General features: G+C 62.9%; 22 protein-coding genes. 11 read left to right on the top strand and 11 right to left on the bottom strand.

The window, feature by feature from the left end:
• Positions 1-176: 176 nt before the first annotated feature.
• Entirely contained in the window at positions 177-1,277 is a 1,101-nt protein-coding gene (gene lptG / locus RQH62_RS02595) for an LPS export ABC transporter permease LptG (RefSeq protein ID WP_311267170.1), read from the bottom strand.
• Between the two features lie 3 nt (positions 1,278-1,280).
• Positions 1,281-2,507, bottom strand: coding sequence for an LPS export ABC transporter permease LptF (lptF, locus tag RQH62_RS02590; RefSeq protein WP_311267169.1), 1,227 nt, complete (start codon positions 2,505-2,507; stop codon positions 1,281-1,283).
• Between the two features lie 130 nt (positions 2,508-2,637).
• On the opposite strand from lptF, the gene RQH62_RS02585 reads away from it, so the two are divergent.
• The gene (locus tag RQH62_RS02585; RefSeq protein WP_311267168.1) at positions 2,638-3,132 is read left to right on the top strand and encodes a DUF2141 domain-containing protein; all 495 of its coding nucleotides are present in this window, start codon (positions 2,638-2,640) and stop codon (positions 3,130-3,132) included.
• Between the two features lie 10 nt (positions 3,133-3,142).
• On the top strand, positions 3,143-4,111 hold the full coding sequence (locus RQH62_RS02580) for an acylglycerol kinase family protein (RefSeq protein ID WP_311267167.1): 969 nt from the start codon (positions 3,143-3,145) through the stop codon (positions 4,109-4,111).
• Positions 4,112-4,420: 309 nt separating this feature from the next.
• Here RQH62_RS02580 and RQH62_RS02575 read toward each other — a convergent pair whose 3' ends face one another.
• From RQH62_RS02575 to RQH62_RS02540, 8 genes are all read right to left on the bottom strand, one after another.
• Positions 4,421-4,816, bottom strand: coding sequence for a hypothetical protein (locus RQH62_RS02575; protein ID WP_311267166.1), 396 nt, complete (start codon positions 4,814-4,816; stop codon positions 4,421-4,423).
• A gap of 167 nt (positions 4,817-4,983) precedes the next feature.
• Positions 4,984-5,505, bottom strand: a complete 522-nt coding sequence (locus RQH62_RS02570) for a DUF2239 family protein (RefSeq protein WP_311267165.1) — start codon at positions 5,503-5,505, stop codon at positions 4,984-4,986.
• A gap of 171 nt (positions 5,506-5,676) precedes the next feature.
• Positions 5,677-6,453, bottom strand: coding sequence for an exodeoxyribonuclease III (gene xth / locus RQH62_RS02565; protein ID WP_311267164.1), 777 nt, complete (start codon positions 6,451-6,453; stop codon positions 5,677-5,679).
• A 125-nt stretch (positions 6,454-6,578) separates the two neighbouring features.
• Entirely contained in the window at positions 6,579-6,905 is a 327-nt protein-coding gene (gene erpA / locus RQH62_RS02560) for an iron-sulfur cluster insertion protein ErpA (RefSeq protein WP_311267163.1), read from the bottom strand.
• An 81-nt stretch (positions 6,906-6,986) separates the two neighbouring features.
• Positions 6,987-7,712, bottom strand: a complete 726-nt coding sequence (locus tag RQH62_RS02555) for a M23 family metallopeptidase (protein ID WP_405053506.1) — start codon at positions 7,710-7,712, stop codon at positions 6,987-6,989.
• A gap of 108 nt (positions 7,713-7,820) precedes the next feature.
• Entirely contained in the window at positions 7,821-8,630 is an 810-nt protein-coding gene (locus RQH62_RS02550; RefSeq protein WP_311267161.1) for a ferritin-like domain-containing protein, read from the bottom strand.
• Entirely contained in the window at positions 8,627-9,088 is a 462-nt protein-coding gene (bcp, locus tag RQH62_RS02545; protein WP_311267508.1) for a thioredoxin-dependent thiol peroxidase, read from the bottom strand. The genes RQH62_RS02550 and bcp overlap by 4 nt, the downstream gene beginning before the upstream one ends.
• A 2-nt stretch (positions 9,089-9,090) precedes the next feature.
• On the bottom strand, positions 9,091-11,775 hold the full coding sequence (locus RQH62_RS02540; RefSeq protein ID WP_311267160.1) for a bifunctional [glutamine synthetase] adenylyltransferase/[glutamine synthetase]-adenylyl-L-tyrosine phosphorylase: 2,685 nt from the start codon (positions 11,773-11,775) through the stop codon (positions 9,091-9,093).
• A gap of 380 nt (positions 11,776-12,155) precedes the next feature.
• Here RQH62_RS02540 and RQH62_RS02535 point away from each other — a divergent pair, with 380 nt between their 5' ends.
• A complete protein-coding gene (locus RQH62_RS02535; RefSeq protein ID WP_311267159.1) occupies positions 12,156-12,503 on the top strand; it encodes a hypothetical protein in 348 nt (115 codons plus the stop codon).
• A gap of 6 nt (positions 12,504-12,509) precedes the next feature.
• On the opposite strand, the gene RQH62_RS02530 is transcribed toward RQH62_RS02535, so the two are convergent.
• Positions 12,510-13,382, bottom strand: a complete 873-nt coding sequence (locus RQH62_RS02530) for a neutral zinc metallopeptidase (protein WP_311267158.1) — start codon at positions 13,380-13,382, stop codon at positions 12,510-12,512.
• 329 nt (positions 13,383-13,711) lie between these two features.
• On the opposite strand from RQH62_RS02530, the gene RQH62_RS02525 reads away from it, so the two are divergent.
• The 8 genes from RQH62_RS02525 (at position 13,712) to RQH62_RS02490 (ending at position 20,796) form a co-directional block, all read left to right on the top strand.
• Positions 13,712-14,905, top strand: a complete 1,194-nt coding sequence (locus RQH62_RS02525; protein WP_311267157.1) for a DUF3734 domain-containing protein — start codon at positions 13,712-13,714, stop codon at positions 14,903-14,905.
• The gene (locus RQH62_RS02520; protein WP_311267156.1) at positions 14,902-15,693 is read left to right on the top strand and encodes a 3-hydroxybutyrate dehydrogenase; all 792 of its coding nucleotides are present in this window, start codon (positions 14,902-14,904) and stop codon (positions 15,691-15,693) included. The genes RQH62_RS02525 and RQH62_RS02520 overlap by 4 nt, the downstream gene beginning before the upstream one ends.
• A 127-nt stretch (positions 15,694-15,820) precedes the next feature.
• Positions 15,821-16,294 (top strand): hypothetical protein, encoded by a 474-nt coding sequence (locus tag RQH62_RS02515; protein ID WP_311267155.1) that lies wholly within the window; start codon positions 15,821-15,823, stop codon positions 16,292-16,294.
• A gap of 393 nt (positions 16,295-16,687) precedes the next feature.
• Complete coding sequence (locus RQH62_RS02510) at positions 16,688-18,205, top strand: S10 family serine carboxypeptidase-like protein (RefSeq protein ID WP_311267154.1); 1,518 nt, start codon at positions 16,688-16,690, stop codon at positions 18,203-18,205.
• A 45-nt stretch (positions 18,206-18,250) separates the two neighbouring features.
• A complete protein-coding gene (locus RQH62_RS02505) occupies positions 18,251-18,508 on the top strand; it encodes a type II toxin-antitoxin system ParD family antitoxin (RefSeq protein WP_311267153.1) in 258 nt (85 codons plus the stop codon).
• Positions 18,505-18,801, top strand: coding sequence for a type II toxin-antitoxin system RelE/ParE family toxin (locus RQH62_RS02500; RefSeq protein WP_311267152.1), 297 nt, complete (start codon positions 18,505-18,507; stop codon positions 18,799-18,801). The genes RQH62_RS02505 and RQH62_RS02500 overlap by 4 nt, the downstream gene beginning before the upstream one ends.
• Positions 18,802-18,881: 80 nt before the next feature.
• Entirely contained in the window at positions 18,882-20,237 is a 1,356-nt protein-coding gene (locus RQH62_RS02495) for an amidohydrolase (protein ID WP_311267151.1), read from the top strand.
• A gap of 169 nt (positions 20,238-20,406) precedes the next feature.
• Positions 20,407-20,796 carry a hypothetical protein gene (locus tag RQH62_RS02490; RefSeq protein WP_311267150.1) on the top strand — a complete coding sequence of 130 codons (390 nt, stop codon included), beginning with the start codon at positions 20,407-20,409 and terminating at the stop codon, positions 20,794-20,796.

The following is a 20,796-nucleotide window of genomic DNA, read 5'->3' as shown; positions in this document are numbered from 1 at the left end:
GTTCTTCCCCTCCCCCTAAAGAGGATCGGAACGCCCCCTCTGTGAAGGCCCCGCGCGACGTCCCTTGGTCGCCGGGGCCTTTTTATTTCAGGCGCGCGACAACCAGAGGCCGTCCATGAACCGGTTCTCTGTTTTCCGTGATTTCCGAGCCGTGCAATGTTCCATTGCACGCGAAATCACTCCTCCGTGCGGAAGAGGACTGTTTCGCCCACCAGCAGGAACAGGAAGAAGGGCGCCCAGGCGGCCAAGACCGGCGGATAAGCGCCCAGACTCCCCATCGCGAGCGAGAAATTGTCGGCGACGAAATAGGCAAAGCCCAGCGCCATGCCCAGCACCGCGCGCATGAACAGCTGCCCCGACCGTGCAAGGCCAAAGGCCGCGACCGACCCCAGGATCGGCATCAGCAACGCAGAGAGCGGCCCGGACAGCTTGTGCCACAGACTGCCTTCCAGTTCGGCAGTCGGGCGGCCGGCATCATGCAGGTCGGAAATCGCCGCCTCCAGTTCGCGGAAGGTCAGCGCGTCGGGATCGACCTTGGCCAGCGTGAACTGGTCGGGGCGGATGTCGCGGCCGAAACGGACGGTGCCGACATTGGTGACGGTGCCGCGCGCCACATCGAATTGCCGTGCGCCTTCCAGCAGCCAGCTTTTGCTCGCGGCGTCATAATGGCCCTTGGGCGCCTGTACGATGGTGGTCAGGCTGTTGTTGATGCGGTTGTAGATCTGCACCTTGCGCAACTGCACTTCCGTACCGCGCCCGGCGACGATCGCCGCATTGACCAGATTATTGCCGTCGCGCACCCAGGGATTGCTCTTCACCCCGCTGTCGGGCGGGATCGGGCCATAATCGACCGCCTCCCATGCGCTGAGCGCAGCGGTGGAGCGGGCGACGATGCGCTCGTTGAAGACGAAACTGATGACCGACACGCCCAGCGCCGCCAGCACCAGCGGCGCCAAAATCTGATGCGCGGACAGGCCGGCCGCCTTCATCGAGATGATTTCGCTATTCTGGTTGAGCGTCGCCAGCATCACCAGCGTACCCAGCAGCACGGAAAAGGGCAGAAATCGGGCAATGATCTGCGGCGCGCGCAGGCCGACATAATGCCATAATTGCGCATCGCCATTGCCCGGATAGGCCAGCACGTCGCCCGAATTGCCGAGCAGGTCGAGCGTCTGGAGAACCACGACCAGAAGCGCCAGCACCGCGAAGGTGCGGGTCAGGAACAGCCGCATCATGTAGAAGCTTATCTGGCGCGAGGGGAAGAAGTTGAACTGCATGGGTCAGGCCGCTCCTTGTCCGGCGACATCGGCCGCGGCGGGCGCACGGCGGCGGCCAAAGCGCAGCAGGCGCACGATCTGTTTGCCCAGTTTCGAGAAGGCGACTTCCAGCGCGCCGATCGGCTGGCCGCCGGGGCGGTTGGCGATCACATGATACATCCACAGCACCAGGCCCGACGCGAGCAGGAACGGTCCCCATAGCGCGATGATCGGATCGACCTTGCCCAGCGCGCCGATGCCTTCGCCATATTGATTGATCTTATGATAGGTCACGATGAAGATGATCGAGAGGAAGACGCCCAGCGCCGAGGTCGATCGTTTGGGCGGAATCGCGAAGGCCAGCGCCGCGAGCGGCAGCAAGAACATGAACACGACTTCGACCATGCGGAAATGGAAATTGGCGCGCACTTCGGCCTTCAGCTTGTCAGGCGTGGCCGGGCTGCGGCCGATCACCATCAGTTCGGGAATCGTCTTTTCCCGGTCCACGTCGCGGCCACGGAAATTCTCGATCTGCGGCAGGTCGATCGGCAGGTCATGGCTGGAGAAGGACAGGATGCGCGGCGTCTTATACTTCGGCCCATCATTGACCAGCACGCCGTTGCGCAGGCGGAAGATGATGACGTCCGGGTCGTCGGTGGCGAGGAAGGTGCCCTGCGCCGCCGTTACCGCGACCGACTGGCCATCCTTGCCCACCGCGCGGACGAAGATGCCTTGCAGGTTGCGGCCTTCATCCTTGCTGCGCTCGATCCGCATGGTCATACGCTTGCCGAGGTTGGTGAACTCGCCGACCTTGATCGAGGCCCCCAGCGCGCCGGACCGCAGTTCGAAGCGCAGCGCTTCATAAGCGTGGCGCGAGAGCGGCTGGACGAAGCCGACGATACCGAAATTGAGCAGCGCCAGCGCGATCGCATACATATAGGGCACGCGCAGCAGCCGGCCGTAGGACAGGCCGACCGCGCGCATCACATCCAGTTCCGACGACAAGGCCAGCTTGCGGAAGGCGAGCAGGATACCGAGCATCAGCCCGATCGGGATGCCGAGCGAGAGATATTCGGGCAGCATATTGGCGAGCATGCGCCACACGACGCTGACCGGCCCCCCTTCCGCCGCGACGAAATCGAACAGGCTGAGCATCTTGTCGAGGACAAGCAGCATCGCGGCGATCACCAGCGTACCCAGCATGGGCACCGCGATCAGGCGGGCGAGATATCGGTCGGTGGCGGTCAGCATTCTCTAAGTCGTCGTCCCATCACCATGTTTTGGCCGCAAACCCATCCCATATGCGAGTCAGGTAGAAATGCGGGGCGAACAGGGGCTCGCCGTCCGGTCCATATCGGCGGCTATAGCTTCCAGGAGTCTGATGGTCATGGTAAAAGTTGCAATGGGTCTGATGGTTGGGGCAGCGCTGGTCGCTGCAAGCCCGGTCATGGCCCATGGCCAGGAAATTGCGAACGACCTTGAACGCTGCGGCGCGGATGCGCGCGGGCCGGCGGTGCTGGTCGATGTGCGCGGTTTCGTGGCGGCCACCGGCAAGATACGCATCCAGTCCTATCCCGCGACGCGGGCGGCCTGGCTGGCGAAGGGCGAATGGATCAGCCGAATCGATACGGCTGTGAAGCCCGCCAATGGCACGATGCGCTTTTGCGTGCCGGTGCCCAAATCGGGCGAATATGGCATCGCCGTGCGGCACGACCGCGACGGCAATGGCAAGACCGACATTTCGCGGGACGGCGGCGGATTTTCCAACAATCCGGCGATCAGCATCTTCAATCTGGGCAAGCCCGGCGTGGAGAAGGCGGCCTTTCATGTCGGGCCGGGCGTGACGAAAATCACGATCAACCTCAAATATATGTGATCGAAAAGCCATGGTAAGCGTCGCCCTCTTGTCCAATCCGAAATCCACGGGCAACCGGCAGACGCTTCCGCGCGTGCGCAGTTACTGCGCCAGCAACCCGGACATCTTCCATTATGAGGTGGAGCAGGTCGACCAGATCGGCCGGGCATTCCAGACGATCGCCCGCGTCGATCCCACCGTCATCGTCATCAATGGCGGCGACGGCACGGTGCAGGCGTCGCTGACCGAACTCTATCAGGGTGAGCATTTCAAGGGCCGGGTGCCGCCGATCGCGGTGCTGCCCAATGGCAAGACGAACCTCATTGCTCTCGACCTCGGCATCCATGGCGACCCGATCAAGGCGCTGGAGCGGATCGTGCAGATCGCCAAGGCGGGCGTCGACGATCATGTCGTCGCGCGCGAGCTGATCGCCTTGTCCGATGGCGCGGTCGGCAGTCGGCCGGTGCTGGGCATGTTCCTGGGCGGCGCTGGCCTTGCCGATTACATGCTATATTGCCGCAACCAGATTTATCCGCTGGGCCTGTCCAACGGCCTCAGCCATGTCATCACTGCGATCGCTGTGGTGTTCTCGCTGCTGTTCGGCATCCGCGCCAAATTCCTGCCGCCGTCGAGCCGGCCGGTCAGCATATCGCTGATCCGCGAAGGCCAGCTGGTCGGGCGCTTTGCCGTGCTGATCGTGACCACGCTGGAGCGGCTACTGCTGGGCGTTGACCCCGGCGACAGCCGGCGCGGCAACATGAAGCTGATGGCGGTGGACCAGAGCCTGCCCGCCTTGTTCCGCCTGATCTGGGCCAGCCTGTTCAAGCGGGTGGGCAAGCACAAGATGCAGGGCATCCATCTGGAACAGGGCGACATCATCCGCATCGAGGGCGACCGCAGCAGCGTGATCCTGGACGGCGAATTGTTCGAAGCGTCGGAAGGCAAGCCCATCGTGCTGCGATCCACCCAGCCGGTGCCGTTTCTAAGGCTGGCGGCTTAAGGCTGGCTTGGGCGACTGGCTTTGGGCGGGAAGCGAACTGTCTGCTTTTAAAGTCGAATGTCATATCACAACGTCATCCCAGCGAAAGCTGGGATCTCAGGAAGGCGCACGCTGCGTAAACGGATAGCGCTAGGCGGCTGGCGTCATTCTGCTACCGCCTGAGACCCCAGCCTCCGCTGGGGTGACGGCTGTGGGGCAGGCCAAAATGACCGCCGGACTCCGCTTGGGGTGGGGAGCGGACTGGCAGCTTCGAGTATGCTTATCTTGAAATCTGCCATCCCCGATTTGATTGCTGCTTGATCAGGATACTCATGGCATAAGCGCCGGAGGAGGGACCGGCAGTGATGCCAATATTTCTCGCAGCGCTTTATTTCTCGCAGCATGCAGTGCGCTATCACAACCATAATCAACCATGTAGAACTGATCTATGGATTGTCCCTTCCAATGGAAGGTGATGCCACCTTGGTCAGTAACATAATCACCCTCGCAGCGCCTATCTCCGGTGATATAATCCGAAACAACGTCCGCTGATATCGCGTCATGGGAGACTCGATAGGGTTCTGTCTGGGTTCTCAGCTTAGCAAAGCCTTGGGGACCGAGGTTAAAACGCCCTTTTTTATTCTCTAGTCGCTGATAGAATTGGCCAGCACCATCATCCTCAACAGATATTTCCAAGCCCGCCGCAAAAATTTCGATCTGATCCATTGCTGGCGGAGTGCCATCTCCGCACGAAGCCGTCCCGATGCAAAACATCGAAAGTCCGAAGTGGAGTATTCGTCCCCTCACCGTGTTCAACATGCTCATCCCTCGGCGATGTCAGCTTTTAGACATGAACTATAATTGCGCAAACGGCAAAAACTGGTCGTCAGCAATCACCCTGCAAACGCCGGCGCCGCTAACGCCCTTGCATGATCCCTGATCCCCGACGGCCAGTCCTGCGACAGTGCCATGAACTGCGACCCATTCTTCGCGAACAGCGCGCGGATTGCGGCTTCGTAGCCGGGACGGTCGCCGGCCATGGCGGTCATGAAATGATAGGCCGCGTCCATCGCGGCGCGCGGGTCGGGCGTTTGGACGCTCGCTTTACGCGCATCTTCCACGAGGCGGCGGATGGTGGCCGATGCGCCGCCCGGTTGAGTGGCGAGCCATTCCCAATGGCGCGGCAGCAACGTCACTTCGCGCGGCTGGACGCCGAGTTTCGGGCGCCCCCTGCCCCGCGCTTCCTCGACCACCGGACCGCGCAGGTCGATATCCACCTGCCGCCCGGTCTCGTCGTCGAACAGCAGGATGTTTTGCGCTTCGTCGCCCATGGCGCGCAACGCCGCGCGCACTTCGCCTTCGTCGCCAGTCGCGATCCACAGGTCGCCCGCAAAGGCCGTCAATGTCCGTTCCATGCCGAATCTCCCTTTCGGCATGGATATTATTATCCGGACATTATTGAGTCAATATGATCCGGGTAATAATTGGGCCCGCACTACATCCGTTCGCCCTGAGCCTGTCGAAGGGTGCGCGCAACGCCCTTCGACAGGCTCAGGGCGAACGGGGGTTGGGCAATCGACCGGCTTTCAGATGTCGCGCAGTTCCACCCAGGTGGGCGCGTGGTCGCTGGCCTTTTCCCGGCCGCGAAACTCTTTGTCGACCTGTGCGTCGATCAGGCGGTCGGCGGCGGCGGGGCTGAGGAGGAGATGGTCGATGCGGAAGCCCGCGTCGCGCGGCCAACTGTTCGCCTGATAATCCCAGAAGGTCCAGACGCCGCCATTCGGGTGGCGGCTGAGGATCGAGTCTGTCCAGCCGTCCGCCAGCAGGCGGCGATAGGCGGCGCGGCTTTCGGGCTGCATCAGCGCGTCGTCCTGCATCGCCTTGACCGAGAATGTGTCGATGTCGCGCGGGATGACATTATAGTCGCCGGCCAGAATCGCAGGCACTTCCTCCGCCCAGATTTCGGCGGCACGGTCCCGCAGGCGCTTCATCCAGCGGAGTTTATAGTCGAATTTGGGGCCGGGCTGCGGATTGCCGTTCGGCAGGTAGATGCTGGCGACGCGCACGCCCTTCACATCCGCTTCCAGATAGCGGCTATGCTCGTCCTCCGGCTCGCCTTCCAGGCCCCGGCGCACCTCCACCGGCGTTTCGCCGCGCGCGAGGATGGCGACGCCGTTGAACCCCTTCTGCCCGTGCCAGATCACGCCATAGCCGGCGGCCTCGATATCCTTGACCGGGAAGGTTTCGTCGCTGGTCTTGATTTCCTGAAGACAGGCGATGTCCGGGCGCGTTTCGTCCAGCCATTCAAGCAGGCGTGGCAGGCGCGCCTTGATGCCGTTGATGTTGAAGGTGGCAATGCGCATCCGACTTCCTTGTCCCAACCAGTCAGGCGACTTCGTCAGAATGTCGAAGCCCCTGCCCGCTCTTTAAAGAAGTAATGCCCTTCGACAAGCTCAGGGCGAACGGAGTGTGAAATCGCGGACGGAAATCAGACCGAGAAGCTGGTCCCGCAGCCGCAACCGGCGGTGGCGTTCGGGTTCGTCACCTTGAACGCCTGCCCGCCCAGATCGGACACGAAATCGACCGCAGATCCGCGCACCAGATCGATGCTGACATCGTCCACCACCAGCGTCACGCCGTCGCGTTCGATGGTCAGGTCTTCCGCTTCCACCGCTTCGGCCAGCCCGAACTTATACTGAAAGCCCGAACAACCGCCCCCTTCCACCGACAGGCGGAGGATGGCAGGCTTGCCCTGCTTTGCGGCGATGGCAGCGACGCGGGCAGCAGCGGACGGGGTGAGATCAATGTCGGACATGGTGCCTAGATAGGATCAAGCAAAAGGCCCGGCAACCCCATCGGATGCCGGACCTTTTGCGAATGTCGTTATAAACCGCGATCAGTCGGCGGCTTTTTCTTCCGCCTTGGTCGGGCCGCCCATGGCGAGCGGCGGCTTGGTGTTCATCGCGACCAGATAGTCGGGGCCGGCGACGAAGGGCAGCGGGTTGATGGCAGCGCCATCGACGCGGACTTCATAATGGAGGTGGCTACCGGTGGAACGGCCGGTCGAGCCCATCAGGCCGATCACCTGACCGCGCTTCACATAGGAGTTTTCGGCCACCAGCAGCTTCGACATATGGCCGTAGCGCGTTTCCATGCCGCTGCCGTGCGAGATCTGGACGAGGTTGCCATAGCCGCTGGCCCAGCCGGCGCGGCTGATGATGCCGTCGGCGGTGGCGTGGACCGGGGTGCCGATGGGACCGGGAATGTCGATGCCCTTGTGCATGCGGGCGGAGCGGTTGAACGGATCGGAACGGACGCCGAAGTTGGAGGTCAGCGAGAGCTTTTCGACCGGGCGGCCCGACGGGATATAGGCTGCGGTCTTGGCATTGCCGTCCAGCCGCTGAAGGCTGGAAAAGAGGTTGGAGAAGCCGACGTCGGACGGGCCGAGCGCGCTGGTGTTGATTTCCGACGCTTCGCCATAGGGATCGTCGGTTTCGGTGGCATGGACCGGGGCGGTTGCGCACAGCGCGCCGACAATCCCGATACTCGCTAACGCCATTTTAACCTTGTTCGCCTGGAACCAAAGTGATTGGCGAACATTAACCGAATGAAGAACCGACATGCAGACCCCGACTATGTCACCGGAGGCTTGATGCCCCTCGGCGCTTCCCGTGTTAAATTTTTTGGCGACCTGGATCGCCCCCGCTGAGTGCAGACTGCAAATTGCCGCTCAGGTTGCAAGCGCGACGTAAAATTCTTCCGTCAAACCGGCCTGCCGACGCGCCGAGTCGTTGAACGGCGGCTTAACGCCGCCGCGAAAATGCCTTTTCACAAGCATTTGGTAATGTTTCGGGGATTCGACACCCATGCGGTTCGTCGCCCAGATGAACCATGTCGTCCCCGCCGCAACATGGCGAATCTCGTCCGCGACGATGCGGCGCAGCATCTTACCTGACGTCATGTCCCCTGCCCCTTCGAACCGCTCCACCGTGGCGGGCGTGATGTCGAGCGCGCGGGCCTCCAGCACCATGGGCACGATGGCCAGACGCGCGAGCGCATCGCCCGCCGTTTCCTCCGCCGCCTGCCACAATCCGTCATGCGCGGGCAGCGCGCCATAATGACTGCCCAACTGCCGCAATCGCCGGTCGAGCAGCGCGAAGTGCATCGCCTCATCCGCGCCGACCTTCATCCATTCGCTGGTGAAATCGGGCGGAAACTGATCGCCGAAGCGGCCGATCAGATCGAAGGCCAGATCGATCGCGACAAATTCGATATGGGCGAGCGCATGGAGCATGGCGATGCGCGCGCGTTCGGAACCGATCTTGCCGCGCCGGGGCATTTGCGCGGGCGAAAGCAATTCTGGCACATCCGGTCGCGCCGGCCGATCGGGCATGACGGCATCGAAGCGATGCGCCAGCCGCCCCAGTCGCCAGGCGCGCGCCACCGCCCGCGCGGCCATCAGCTTGGCCTGCGGATCGGCGGTCAGCAATATATGGGCGCAGGCCGCGCCCACGCTCGTCACGGAAGGCGGCAGGCTCAAAGCGCGGTCACGGCCCCCAGCACTTCCTCCGCATGGCCCTTCACCTTCACCTTGGGCCAGACGCGCAGGATCTTGCCGTCCGCGCCGACCAGAAAGGTCGCCCGCTCGATGCCCATATATTTGCGACCGTAGAGCGACTTTTCGACCCAGGTGCCGAACGCTTCGCAGACCGTGCCCGGCTCGTCGGAGGCGAGGATGACGGTCAGGCCATATTTTTCCGCGAACTTCTTCAGCTTGGCCGGCTTGTCCTTGGAAATGCCGATCACCGGTACGCCGGCGGCGGCATATGCGTCGGCCAGCGCGGTGAAATCCTTGGCTTCGTTGGTGCAGCCGGGCGTATCGGCCTTGGGGTAGAAGTAGACGACGAGCGGCTTACCCTGATAGCTGTGCAGCGTGAAATCGACGCCGTCGGCGTCCTTCAAAGTCACGTCAGGGATCGCGTCACCCTGTTCGAGCATGGTCATTCCTCCTGATAGGGCGCGGCGAGCGCGGCCCAGGCTTCGCTGACGCATATCCGCGCCTGTGCATAGCTGGCAAGCAGCCCGTCCCAATCTTCCGCGCCGCACGCCCGCGCGACCAGCGGCCGGGTCGCCTCCGCCGGCTCGGTCGATTTGGGCGAGACGAGGCGGGAGACGACCAGATAGCGGGTGATGAGGTCATGCGCGGCGATCAGGTCGGCGGGCAGATGGCCGGCCGCGACCAGATCGGCCAGCGCCTTACCCAGATCGGGGTCGAAGGCGATGCGATAATGGAACTGGTTGACGTGGATCAGGAACTCCAGATCGACCAGGCCGCCCGGCACCAGCTTGACGTCGAGGTCGCCGACCGGCGGCTTGTGCTTCGCGATGTCGCCGCGCATCTTCACCGCCTGCCGCGCCAGTTCGTCGAAATCCCGCGGCCGCTGGAGCGTTTCAGACAAGATCGCGTCGAGCGCGGCGCGGGCGTCAGACGATCCGAATACCGGCCGCGCGCGGGTGAGCGCCAGATGCTCCCAGGTCCAGGCTTCCTCCCGCTGATAGCGCGCGAAGCTGTCGAGGCTGACGGCCAGCAAGCCCTGCGCGCCGGACGGGCGCAAGCGGGTGTCGACCTCATAAAGCGGGCCGGATGCGGTATGGACTGACAGGGCGTTGGTGATGCGCTGCGCCAGACGATTGAAATATTGGGTCGCGCCCAATGGCTTGGCCCCGTCCGATTCCGTGGAGAAATCACCGGTGAAGAGATAGACGAGGTCGAGGTCCGACGCGTGGGTCAGCACACCGCCGCCCATGCGGCCCAGTGCCAGAATCAGCAATTCGCCGCCTGGCACCTTGCCATGAGCGGTTTCAAACTCCGCGACCGTGCCGGCGGCCAGCGCCTCGATCGCGGCTTCGGCGACGCGGCCATAGCCCCGGCCGGCCTCCAGCGGATCGCCGCCCCGGATGATCTGCGCGCCCAGCGCAAAGCGGCGGTCGCCGACGCGCTGGCGCACCCGGTCTAGCAGCGTCTGATAATCCTCGCCCGGCTCCAGCCGGCCAAGCTGCTGCGCCAGCACCTCCACCGATGGCGCTGGATCGAAGGCGGACGCGTCGATCAGCCCGTCGATCAGCTCCGCCCGGCGGCTGAGCGCATCAGCCAGCGTCGGGGCATGGCTCAATATCTCGGCCAGCAATTCAACCAAGGCAGGGCGCGCGGCGAGCAGCTTGAAGAAGTTGATGGCGCTGGGCAGCCGACCGATCATATCGTCCAGCCGGTTGAGCGCGCGCGACGAATCGGGCGCCTTGGCCAGCGTGCGCATCAGGCCGGGCAGCAACGCCTCCAGCGCTTCCCTCGACGGCGCGCTGCGCAGGGCGCGGATCGTGCCGCCGCGCCAGCGGGCGATGCGGGCCAGCGGCGTTTCGGGATCGGCAAAGCCCAGCTCGACCAGCTGCGCCTTCAGCCGGTCCTCATCATGCGACAGGGAAGCATCCGCTTTTTCGGGACTCAGCCGGTCATAATTGCGGCCGACCCATTCGACATGGGGCCGCAGCAGGTCGAGCAGCGCTGCGCCGTCGGTCAGGCCGTGCAGGCGCGCGACATTGTCCAGACTGGTTTCCGACGTGGGCAATTCGTGGGTCTGGCGATCCTCGACCATCTGCAAGCGATGCTCGATGGTGCGGAACAGGATATAGGCTTCGTCCAGCCGAGCCGCGACATCGGCTTCGATCACATTGGCGGCCGCCAGCGCGCGCAGCGCCTCGCGCGTGTTGCCCGATCGCAGCGACGGGTCGCGCCCGCCATGGATCAGTTGGTGCACCTGCGCGAAGAACTCGACCTCGCGAATGCCGCCGCGTCCGCGCTTCAGGTCATAGCCCGGCCCGAACGCCTGCCCTTGCGCATAATGATCGCGAATGCGGCGCGATATGTCGACGATCGCGTCGATCGCGCCGAAATCCAGACTGCGGCGCCAGACGAAGGGGCGGATCTGGCGCAGGAAATAGTCGCCCAGTTGTTTGTCACCGGCCGCAGGCCGCGCACGGATGAACGCCGCCTGTTCCCAGCCGAGCGCGGTAGATTCATAATAGCCGATCGCCGCCTCCACCGGCAGGGCGATTGGTGTGGCTTCGGGCGAGGGACGCAGGCGCAGGTCGACGCGGAAGACATAGCCGTCGCCGTCGCGGGCGTTCAGCAATTCGCTGACCCGCCGGCCGATCCGAACGGCGGCATCGGCGACATCCTCCCGCTCGCCATGCGGCAGGGTGGCCGGATCGTAGAGCAGGATCGGGTCGATATCGGACGAATAATTCAGCTCGCGGCTGCCATGCTTGCCCAGCGCCAGCACGACGAAGCCGCGATGCTCGGCATCGGGATAGCGTTCCTGCATCGCGGCGGCGAGCGCTTCCTCCAGCGCCTGATCGGCAAAGTCGGACAAGGTGCGCGTCACCCGGTCCACCTCCCACGCGCCCGCCAGATCAGCCGCCGCCGCCGCCAGCGCGATCGCCCCGCGCCGCCGCCGCAGCGACTTCGCAATACCATCCTCCGCGCTGCCAGCCGCCTGTGCCGCAACGAAGGCGCCATCAAAGTCGCCCGCGGCCAACCGCTCCGTCACCGCCGGAAACCGGTCCAGCGCACGTGCCAGAAAGGGGGAATGGCTCCTGATCCGCTTTTCGGTGTCCAGCCAGTCGATCACATCTGCTCTCGCTTATCGCTTCTTTGTTATTCGGGGGCGCTATCGCTTGGCCTTGCGACGAATGCCAGAAACTTTTGGGTCATAGAGCCGTTCTGCCTCCATGGAGTCCCAGCGCAAACCCTTTGGCCGATCGGCAACGGTACGTGACGGCAGCAGCACGCCCGTACTTAACATAGGTTTGCCAAAGCCTTATGAAGGCGTCGGCAATGCTCTTCGGGCGACCTATGTGCCGGGCGACGACGGGACGCCGTCCGATATGATGGCCCTTCTGGCCAAGCTCGACCGACACTGACCGGCCCGTTCGGACGGGAGCGGAAGGCTTTATTTACCCATTTTGGGTAGAAAAATTCATCCATCGCCACAAAAAGTCGCACGCGCCCATGATGTATCGCAATTTCGCTATCGCCACGCTGCTCGCAGCCCCTTTGATCGTCATGGCGACCCAGAGTTTCCTGCCCAAGCCGGAACAGCCTGCACCGTCCACGATCCAGCCGGATGTGCCGCCGCCGCCCGTTCCTGTGCCGGTTGCCCCGCCGCCGTCCGTACCGGGCGCACCGTCAGCGGATACGTCGGCGTCCTTCGGCCAGCCGATGGCGGGCGCCGGTCAGCCGGCGATGACGCCGGGTGCCGGCTTGCCCGACACGTCCGCACCGCCGATCACCGGCGGCATGCCCGACGGCTTCTCACCGCAAAGCGCGCCCGTCGGTTCACCCAATAGCGAGCGCTGAGCGCGCTCAGACCGCGCCGGTATCGCACTGCGCGGGATCGCCACTGTCCAGCCCCTTGCGCAGCCACTGCATCCGCTGCGCGCTGGTGCCGTGGGTGAAGCTGTCGGGCACCGGCCTGCGCCCCGCTTCCCGCTGCAAGGTATCGTCGCCGATCGCCTCGGCCGCGCGCATCCCTTCCTCCAGGTCGCCCGGCTCCATCAAATTGGTGTCGCGCGCGGCCCAGACGCCGGCATAGCAGTCGGCCTGCAACTCCATCTTCACCTGTAGCGCATTGCCCTCGGCTTCGCTCGCGCGTTGCTGCGCCTTGCGGATCTTGTCCGCCTGGCCCGTGATGGTCTGGATATGGTGGCCGACCTCATGCGCGATGATATAGCCGATCGGGAAATCGCCCGGCGCGTTGAAACGCGTTTCCATTTCCTTGAAAAAATCGGTGTCGAGATAGATGCGCTGGTCGGCCGGGCAATAGAAAGGCCCCATCGCCGATTGCGCCGCGCCGCACCCCGACTGGCCATTCTGGCTGTAGAAGACCAAAGTGGGCGGCGGATATTGCTGCCCCTCCGCCTTGAAGATGTCGGTCCAGCGCCGTTCGGTCGATCCCAGCACCTTCAGGGAGACACGCTGCACGTCGGTCAACTGACCGCTGGCGGGCTTTTGCGTCTGCACCTGCTGCCCACCACCGCCGCCAATCAGGCTCAGCGGATTGACGCCCATCACTACCATGATGATCAGGACGACGGCGATCCCGCCGCAACCGAAGCGGCTGCCGACCAGCGGCAACAACATACCCAGGCCACCACCCAGCCCGCCGCCGCCTAAACCACCGCCGCGCCCGTCCTGCACTTCGTAATGGCTGCTTTCCTGTTCGTCGTCGAGCCGCATCCCGCTGTCCCTTTAGTGGTGCCGTCTTCTGGCCCCATGCCATCCGATCAGTGCCTATCCGATTCAGGCCGGGCGTGAAACGGTCCTTGCAAGCCAAGGTTGCGGCATTTGCCGATTTGTTACGAGACTGTATGAAAATGCCCAATCGGGCATTGGTAGAGCCGCACCAGCCCTCACCCCCACCCGGCCACCCATAAAATACTGTCGTTGGGTGGCCGGGTGGGGGTGAGGGCTGGTGCGGCGAAATTCGCCTCCAGCGAATTTTCTACCGAATTCTTACGAGACATTAAGTTGGAATGGCGCCGGCAAAGCCTATATTGCACTGCGACATGGCTGATATTGAATCCAACCGTCAGGATGCGAAGCCGCCTCGCCGCGCGCGCACCCCTCTCCCCCTCCCCCGCGAAGTCGCTCTGCTGTTGCAAGGCGGCGGCGCGCTCGGCTCCTTCCAGCCGGGCGTCTATGAACGGCTGGACGAACTGGGCGTGGACGTCACCTGGGTCGCGGGCATTTCGATCGGTGCGGTCAATGCCGCGATCATCGCCGGCAATCCCCCGCACCGACGCATCAGCCGGCTCAAGAAATTCTGGTACACCGTGTCGGGCGGGATGCCCAACATGATCCTGCCCGAAATCGACCATATTCGCGAAGCCGCACATCTCGGCGCGGCCGCCACCGTCGCCAGCTTCGGCGTGCCCGGCATGTTCCGCCCCCGCCTCTGGCCCGCCATGCTAATGCCGGAAGGCACGGCAGGCGCGATCAGCTTCTATGACACTGCCCCGCTGAAGGACACGCTGGACGCCTGTGTCGACTGGGATCTGCTGAACGACGGGCCGGTGCGCCTGTCGGTCGGCGCGGTGGATGTCGAGACGGGCAATTTCGCCTATTGGGACACGCGCGGCCCCGGCGGCAACACGCGTATCGACGCGCGCCACATCATGGCGTCGGGCGCCCTGCCCCCCGGCCTGCCCCCGGTCGAGATTGACGGCCGCTGGTATTGGGATGGCGGCCTCGTTTCCAACACGCCGCTGGCCCATGTCCTCAACCACCAGACCGAGGATATGCTGGTGTTTCAGGTCGACCTCTTCCCGGCGGAAGGGCCGATGCCGCGGCAGATGACCGATGTCTATTCGCGCATGAAAGATGTGCAATATAGCAGCCGCACCCGGCAGGTGACGGACCAGTATCTGCGCCTGCGCCGCGAACATGGCGCGATTCAGGCGCTGCTCGACAAGCTGCCGCCAGACTTGCAGGACAGCGTGGAAGCGCAGGAATTGCGCGAGTGTCTGGACCAGGGGTCGGTCAATATCGTCCACCTCATCTATCGCTCCCGCGCCTGGGAAAGCGGCGCCAAGGACTTCGAATTTTCCCGCTCGACCATGCTCGACCACTGGGCGCAGGGCCGCGACGCGGTGGAGGAAGTGATGCACAAGGGCGACCTGATCGCCCGCAACATCCTCGACGGCAAGAGTTCCACTTTCGACCTCGACGAACCCGATCATCTCAAGGAGAAAAAGGCATGAGCACCTCCCTCACTGGCAAGACCGCGCTGATCACCGGATCGACCTCCGGCATTGGCCTCGCTTATGCCAAGGCGCTGGCCGGCGAAGGCGCGAATGTCGTGATCAATGGCTTCGGCGATGCGGATGCGATCGAGAAGGAGCGCAAGGGGCTGGAAGAATTGTCCGGCGCCAGGGCGCTTTATTCGGGCCACGACCTGACCAAGGTGGATCAGATCGAAGCGATGATGAAGGAAGCCGCCGACAATTTCGGTGGCATCGATATCCTCATCAATAATGCAGGCATGCAGCATGTCGCGCCGGTCGAGGAATTCCCGCTCGACAAATGGGATCTGATCATCGCGCTGAACCTGAATGCCGCCTTCCACACCACGCGGCTCGCCTTGCCCCATATGAAGGAAAAGAAGTGGGGGCGGATCATCCAGACCGCCTCGGCCCACTCGCTGGTCGCTTCGCCCTTCAAGAGCGCTTATGTCACCGCCAAACATGGCCTAAATGGCTTCACCAAGACGGTGGCGCTGGAAGTCGCGACCTTCGGCATCACCGCCAACTGCATTTCGCCGGGCTATGTCTGGACCCCGCTGGTCGAAAACCAGATCCCCGACACGATGAAGGCGCGCGGCCTGACGCGCGAGCAGGTAATGAACGACGTGCTGCTCGCCGGCCAGCCGACCAAGCAGTTCGTGACGGCGGAGCAGGTGGCGGCGACGGCGCTCTATCTGTGCAGCGATGCCGCCGCGCAGGTGACGGGCGCAAACCTGTCGATCGACGGCGGCTGGACGGCGCAATAAGCAGCGAGCCCGGCATGGCCCGCCATTCCCTTTTCAGGAGCAGGGAATGGCGGGTAGCGACCAATTCAAGGCCCCGATGTTGCGATTGTGCTTTCTACAGAGCAGACTCTAGCGTTATCATCGGTCTATGACCTTCACCGAAGAATTTGAATCCTTTGCCTCCACGTTGGCGGGAGAAACCATCAGCTACTTCTGGCAAGGCTATGGGTCAGCAATTTTTCTGGAGATTGGCCAACTTACACCCAGAAAAAAAAGAGATGGTTCGCCGGGGCATCCTGAAGGCGAAATATCCATCGGTGTAAAGTGGAGCTGGCGTGTAGAGGACGCGCGCTCGATCGTTTGTGGTAGCTGGAGCGAAGATGACTTGTGGGAGCCAGCATTTTCCAAACTTCAAGGCGCGCAGATCGAAAGCTGCGAGTTGTTTGGTGTGCTTCCAGAGATAAGCTTGGCGACGAAATCGGGTCTTCGGTTTCTCTCGTTCTCCACCACTGACGGTCAACCGCAATGGCACATAGTAGATCGGCGGCATAAGGCTGATCGCTGGTTCAAGGTGCGAGACGGGCAGATTCACTTAGGAGACGGTACGGAGCCAGCATTTTAAACGATAGTTTGCCGCACTTGCTTCCTACAAGCCGACGTTCCGCTAATCACCCAACTCGGCCGAATCACAAACCCCTTTCCTAATAGGATTATCCCTGATCCACTTTTGGGGATGACATCGCTCCCCACCTGTAGCCGCCTCATGCCGGCCGCGTTCCGGTCGCCTTCGTGTCGCGCGACTCTCGCGTCGAAGGCGCGCAGTTGTGCCCCGGATGACGCGTCAATGGCGCATCGCAGACGCGTCGCGAGCGCCTTGGGAACGCTTCGGGCCGCAAAAGCCCCTGCAACGGTGTGAACTTCGCTCCGTCGCGTCGCTGTCGCGTCATGATGCGCACCCTCTTTTCACGCCGCCCCCTCTTCGCTAGCCAGACGACCGTAAAACAAGGGGATTATCATGCGCTTCACCACCAGCCTCGCCGCCCTGGCGCTGGCCCTGTCTTCCATGGCATCTGCCACCGCCGCCATGGCCCAGGACGACGGCAAGAAGGACGATGCCGTCGAAAGCCCCGTCCCTGCCCCCAACATTTCCGTGACGAAGCATAAGGGCGTGTTCGGCGGCAAACCAATCAGCTACACCGCGACCACCGGCGAAACCTACCTCAAGGACAAGGACGGCAAGCCGCTCGCGGCCATCTACGCCACCTCCTATGTCAAGGATGGCGGTGACAAGAAGCGCCCCATCACCTTCCTCTATAATGGCGGCCCCGGCTCAGGATCGCTATGGCTGCACATGGGCGCTTTCGGCCCCAAGCGGGTAGTGCTGCCCGATGCGCAGGATGACGGCGCGCCGCCCTATCCGGTGGTCGACAATGCCGAATCGCTGCTGGACGTCACCGACCTCGTCTTCATCGATCCGGTCGGAACCGGCTTTTCCCACGCCATCGGCAAGAAGGACCCCAAGGATTATTGGGGCGTGTCGGCCGACGCCAAATCGATCGCCGAGTTCATCCGCCTGTGGCTGAACGACAATGGCCGCTGGTCGTCGCCCAAATATATCGGCGGCGAAAGCTATGGCACGACCCGGTCGGTGGCGCTGATCAACGAACTGGAGGGCAGCTATAATGATGTCGCGGTGAACGGTATCATCCTGATCTCCACCATCCTCGACTTCGGCGCTACGGCCGAAGTGCAGGGCAATGAAATGCCCTATATCATCAACCTGCCGTCGATGGCGACGACCGCCTGGTATCACAAGAAAATGGGCAATCCGCCCGCGACTGTCGCCGAAGCGGCGCAGCAGGCCCGCGCCTTCGCCATAGGCCCCTATGCCGCCGCTTTATTGAAGGGCAATCAGTTGTCCGCCGAGGAACGCGCCAGCGTGCGGGCGGAACTGGCCCGGCTGACCGGCCTGTCGGAAGCGTTCGTCGATCATGCCGAACTGCGCATTTCGCCCGGCCGCTTCTACAAGGAATTGCTGCGCGACCGTGGCATGAGCATCGGCCGCCTCGACACCCGCTATACCGGCAAGGATTATGACGCGGCGGGCGAGGAGCCGGATAATGATCCCAGCTTCTACGCGATCGACGGCGCCTATACCGCCGCGATGAACAGCTATGCCCGCGACGATCTGGGCTACAAGACCGACCGGAGTTATGTGACGATCGGCGGGGTCAGCGGATGGGACTGGAAACTGGACGGCAAGAGCGGCCGGGCCAGCGAAGTCTATGGCAGCGTCGCACCCTATCTGGGCAAGGCCTTGCGTGAAAATCGCGGCCTCAAGGTCTTCGTCGGCCAGGGCTGGTATGATTTTGCGACGCCCTTCTTCGGCGCGGAATATGCCATGAGCCGCACCGGCTTCGACGCGTCACGCATCCAATATCATTATTATGATGCCGGCCACATGATGTATGTCCGCCCCGACGACCTGCGCAAACTGAGCGCGGATATAAGGGCGTTCATTTCGGCGCGTTGATAATAGTTGATAAAAGCCCTATGATCGGTGCTGGAGAATAGAGATATGATCAGCGCCGATCTGGGCAAGCAACTGGAAGCTTTCGTCGCCGGCCTGGTGGAAACCGGCCGCTACAACAGCAAGAGCGAGGTATTGCGCGAGGGCGTGCGCTTGATCCACGAACGCGAGACGCGGCTGGCCGCGCTGGACGCCTCGGTCATGCGTGGCATGGCCGACGCCGATATGGGGCGCACGAAGGATGCCCGATCCGTTTTCGATCGGCTGGAAGGCAAATATCGCGCGCTGTCCGACAGCGCAGAATGAAGGTCGAACTGGCCGCCGAAGCTGAACGGGATCTGGAAGCGATTGCCTATCATATCGCGACCGACAATCCCGCCCGCGCACTCGGCTTCATCCTCGAACTGCGGGACAAATGTCTGGGCCTTGCGGACTATCCCAGGGCGTTCCCGGTTGTGGCCCGCTATGCCCATCTGGATGTGCGGCGGCGGGTATATGGCCAATATCTGATCTTTTACCGGGTCGAAGCGGAACGGATCGTCGTGCTGCATATCCTGCATGGCGCGAGCGATTATCTGGACCGGCTCGGCCTCGATTAAGCATGGCGGGGCCGCAACAATCCCCCTTCCCCGCTCACAAAATCCTCTTATGCTTCTGGTCAGCAAGGGAGATTATCAACATGCGCCACGCGCTCACGGCCATTTTGGCCGCCGTCAGCTTTTCGTCCATCGCCGTTGCCCAGACGGCAACTGAAACGCCCGCCCCCACCCCGCCCGCCCAGAGCGAGATCGGTGCGGCCGTGGCGAAGGATATGGACGGGCTGATGACGCTCTATCGCGACCTGCACGCCAATCCCGAACTATCGTTGCAGGAGGTGAACACCGCGGCCAAACTCGCCAGGCGATTGAAAGCGCTGAAATATGACGTGACCGAAAAGGTCGGCGGCACCGGCGTCGTGGCGGTGATGAAAAATGGTTCCGGCCCGGTATTGCTGATCCGCGCCGACATGGACGGACTGCCGGTGGTCGAGCAGACCGGCCTGGAGTTCGCGTCCAAGGTTCGTACCAAGACGCCCGAAGGCGTGGAGACGGGCGTGATGCACGCTTGCGGCCATGACACCCACATGACCGCCTTTATCGAGACGGCCAAGCTGCTGGCCGGGGCGAAGGACAAGTGGAAGGGCACGCTGGTCATGATACTTCAGCCTGCCGAGGAAGTGGGCAAGGGCGCGCGCAACATGCTGGAGGACGGGCTTTATACCCGCTTCCCCAAGCCAACCCATGCCATCGCCTTCCACGACGCGGCCAATATCGCCGCCGGCCAGATCGGCTACACGCCCGGCTATGCGCTGGCCAATGTCGACAGCATCGACATTCTCGTAAAGGGGCTGGGCGGCCATGGCGCCTATCCGCAGACGACGCGCGACCCGATCGTGCTCGGCGCGCGCATCGTCACTTCGCTCCAGACGCTGATCAGCCGCGAACAGGACCCGCAGGATCCCGCGGTCGTGACCGTGGGGAGCTTCCAGGCCGGCGCCAAGCATAATATCATCCCGGATCAGGCGAAGCTGCTGCTCACCGTCCGCAGCTATTCGGACGAAACCCGCGCGAAGCTGATCGAAGGGATCAAGCGGATCAGCCGGGGCGAGGCGATCGCGGCGGGCATACCCGACGACCGGATGCCGGTGGTCAGCGTGCAGGATGAGTTCACCCCCTCCACCTACAACCCGCCCGAATTCGCCGAGCAGATGGCGGGCGTGCTGAAAGGCCATTTCCCTGCCGATCGCGTCATCAAGACATCAGCTGTGATGGGCGGCGAGGATTTCAGCCGCTTCTATCGCGCGGACAAGAGCATCAATAGCTTCATCTTCTGGGTCGGCGGCGTGCCGGCGGACAAGATGGCCGCCGCAGCCGCCGGTCAGGCCAGCCTGCCCTCACTGCACAGTCCGTTTTGGGCCCCGCAAGCGGATAAGGTGATCGCGACCGCCAGCGAGGCGATGACCGTGCTGGCCCTCGACATCCTGAAGAAGGACTGATGTCCGTGCGGGAACGATGCTGCGACTGGCGCATCGTTCCCGCACATTTCGTAAAGGAAAACAGCATTTGTCATGAGTCGCACGACAATTTTTCTGTAATCCTCGGCAAAGGAGTTTGCTGCGTTAACTTAATGTAGGTTATGTTCGCTGTGTTACCACAAGGTGCCTTATGATCGCATGCGAACTGGACGATCCTGACGGAATCATCTTTGTCCACGCAACCGGACTGTGGTCGATCGCCGATGTCGACCGCCACTACACGCATCTGGGCCTGATCATCGCGGACCGGCGCCGCAATGGCCTGCCGATTCGCATATTGTCCGACGTGACAGAGGCGCAGAGGCAGGCACGGGAAACCGAAGCCCGGATTCTGGAACATATGGAGCGGACCTATCTGCCTACCGACCGGGTGGCGATTCTGGTCGCCGACGTCGCGGACAAAATGTATGTCCGCGCGCGCCTCGGCAAGGCGATCGTCGGCGTGTTCTCCTCGCAATTGCCGGCGGAAATGTGGCTGATGACCGACGACCTCCAGCCGCCGGGCATCGCCGCCGCCTGA

The sequence above is a fragment of the Sphingobium sp. WCS2017Hpa-17 genome (assembly GCF_031843765.1).
Taxonomy (GTDB): domain Bacteria; phylum Pseudomonadota; class Alphaproteobacteria; order Sphingomonadales; family Sphingomonadaceae; genus Sphingobium.
This window is presented reverse-complemented; position numbering and strand designations above follow the sequence as displayed.

Bases quoted from the DNA above. Each gene is read 5' to 3' on its own strand.
- RQH62_RS02535 (WP_311267159.1), top strand. From the start codon at position 12,156: ATGATGTATCGCAATTTCGCTATCGCCACGCTGCTCGCAGCCCCTTTG.
- RQH62_RS02555 (WP_405053506.1), bottom strand. From the start codon at position 7,712: ATGTCGGTTCTTCATTCGGTTAATGTTCGCCAATCACTTTGGTTCCAG.
- RQH62_RS02575 (WP_311267166.1), bottom strand. From the start codon at position 4,816: ATGGATCAGATCGAAATTTTTGCGGCGGGCTTGGAAATATCTGTTGAG.
- RQH62_RS02570 (WP_311267165.1), bottom strand. From the start codon at position 5,505: ATGGAACGGACATTGACGGCCTTTGCGGGCGACCTGTGGATCGCGACT.
- lptF (WP_311267169.1), bottom strand. From the start codon at position 2,507: ATGCTGACCGCCACCGACCGATATCTCGCCCGCCTGATCGCGGTGCCC.
- RQH62_RS02510 (WP_311267154.1), top strand. From the start codon at position 16,688: ATGCGCTTCACCACCAGCCTCGCCGCCCTGGCGCTGGCCCTGTCTTCC.
- RQH62_RS02495 (WP_311267151.1), top strand. From the start codon at position 18,882: ATGCGCCACGCGCTCACGGCCATTTTGGCCGCCGTCAGCTTTTCGTCC.
- RQH62_RS02525 (WP_311267157.1), top strand. From the start codon at position 13,712: ATGGCTGATATTGAATCCAACCGTCAGGATGCGAAGCCGCCTCGCCGC.
- RQH62_RS02515 (WP_311267155.1), top strand. From the start codon at position 15,821: ATGACCTTCACCGAAGAATTTGAATCCTTTGCCTCCACGTTGGCGGGA.
- RQH62_RS02505 (WP_311267153.1), top strand. From the start codon at position 18,251: ATGATCAGCGCCGATCTGGGCAAGCAACTGGAAGCTTTCGTCGCCGGC.
- RQH62_RS02580 (WP_311267167.1), top strand. From the start codon at position 3,143: ATGGTAAGCGTCGCCCTCTTGTCCAATCCGAAATCCACGGGCAACCGG.
- RQH62_RS02585 (WP_311267168.1), top strand. From the start codon at position 2,638: ATGGTCATGGTAAAAGTTGCAATGGGTCTGATGGTTGGGGCAGCGCTG.
- lptG (WP_311267170.1), bottom strand. From the start codon at position 1,277: ATGCAGTTCAACTTCTTCCCCTCGCGCCAGATAAGCTTCTACATGATG.
- bcp (WP_311267508.1), bottom strand. From the start codon at position 9,088: ATGCTCGAACAGGGTGACGCGATCCCTGACGTGACTTTGAAGGACGCC.
- xth (WP_311267164.1), bottom strand. From the start codon at position 6,453: ATGCGCATTGCCACCTTCAACATCAACGGCATCAAGGCGCGCCTGCCA.
- RQH62_RS02500 (WP_311267152.1), top strand. From the start codon at position 18,505: ATGAAGGTCGAACTGGCCGCCGAAGCTGAACGGGATCTGGAAGCGATT.
- RQH62_RS02490 (WP_311267150.1), top strand. From the start codon at position 20,407: ATGATCGCATGCGAACTGGACGATCCTGACGGAATCATCTTTGTCCAC.
- RQH62_RS02530 (WP_311267158.1), bottom strand. From the start codon at position 13,382: ATGCGGCTCGACGACGAACAGGAAAGCAGCCATTACGAAGTGCAGGAC.
- erpA (WP_311267163.1), bottom strand. From the start codon at position 6,905: ATGTCCGACATTGATCTCACCCCGTCCGCTGCTGCCCGCGTCGCTGCC.
- RQH62_RS02520 (WP_311267156.1), top strand. From the start codon at position 14,902: ATGAGCACCTCCCTCACTGGCAAGACCGCGCTGATCACCGGATCGACC.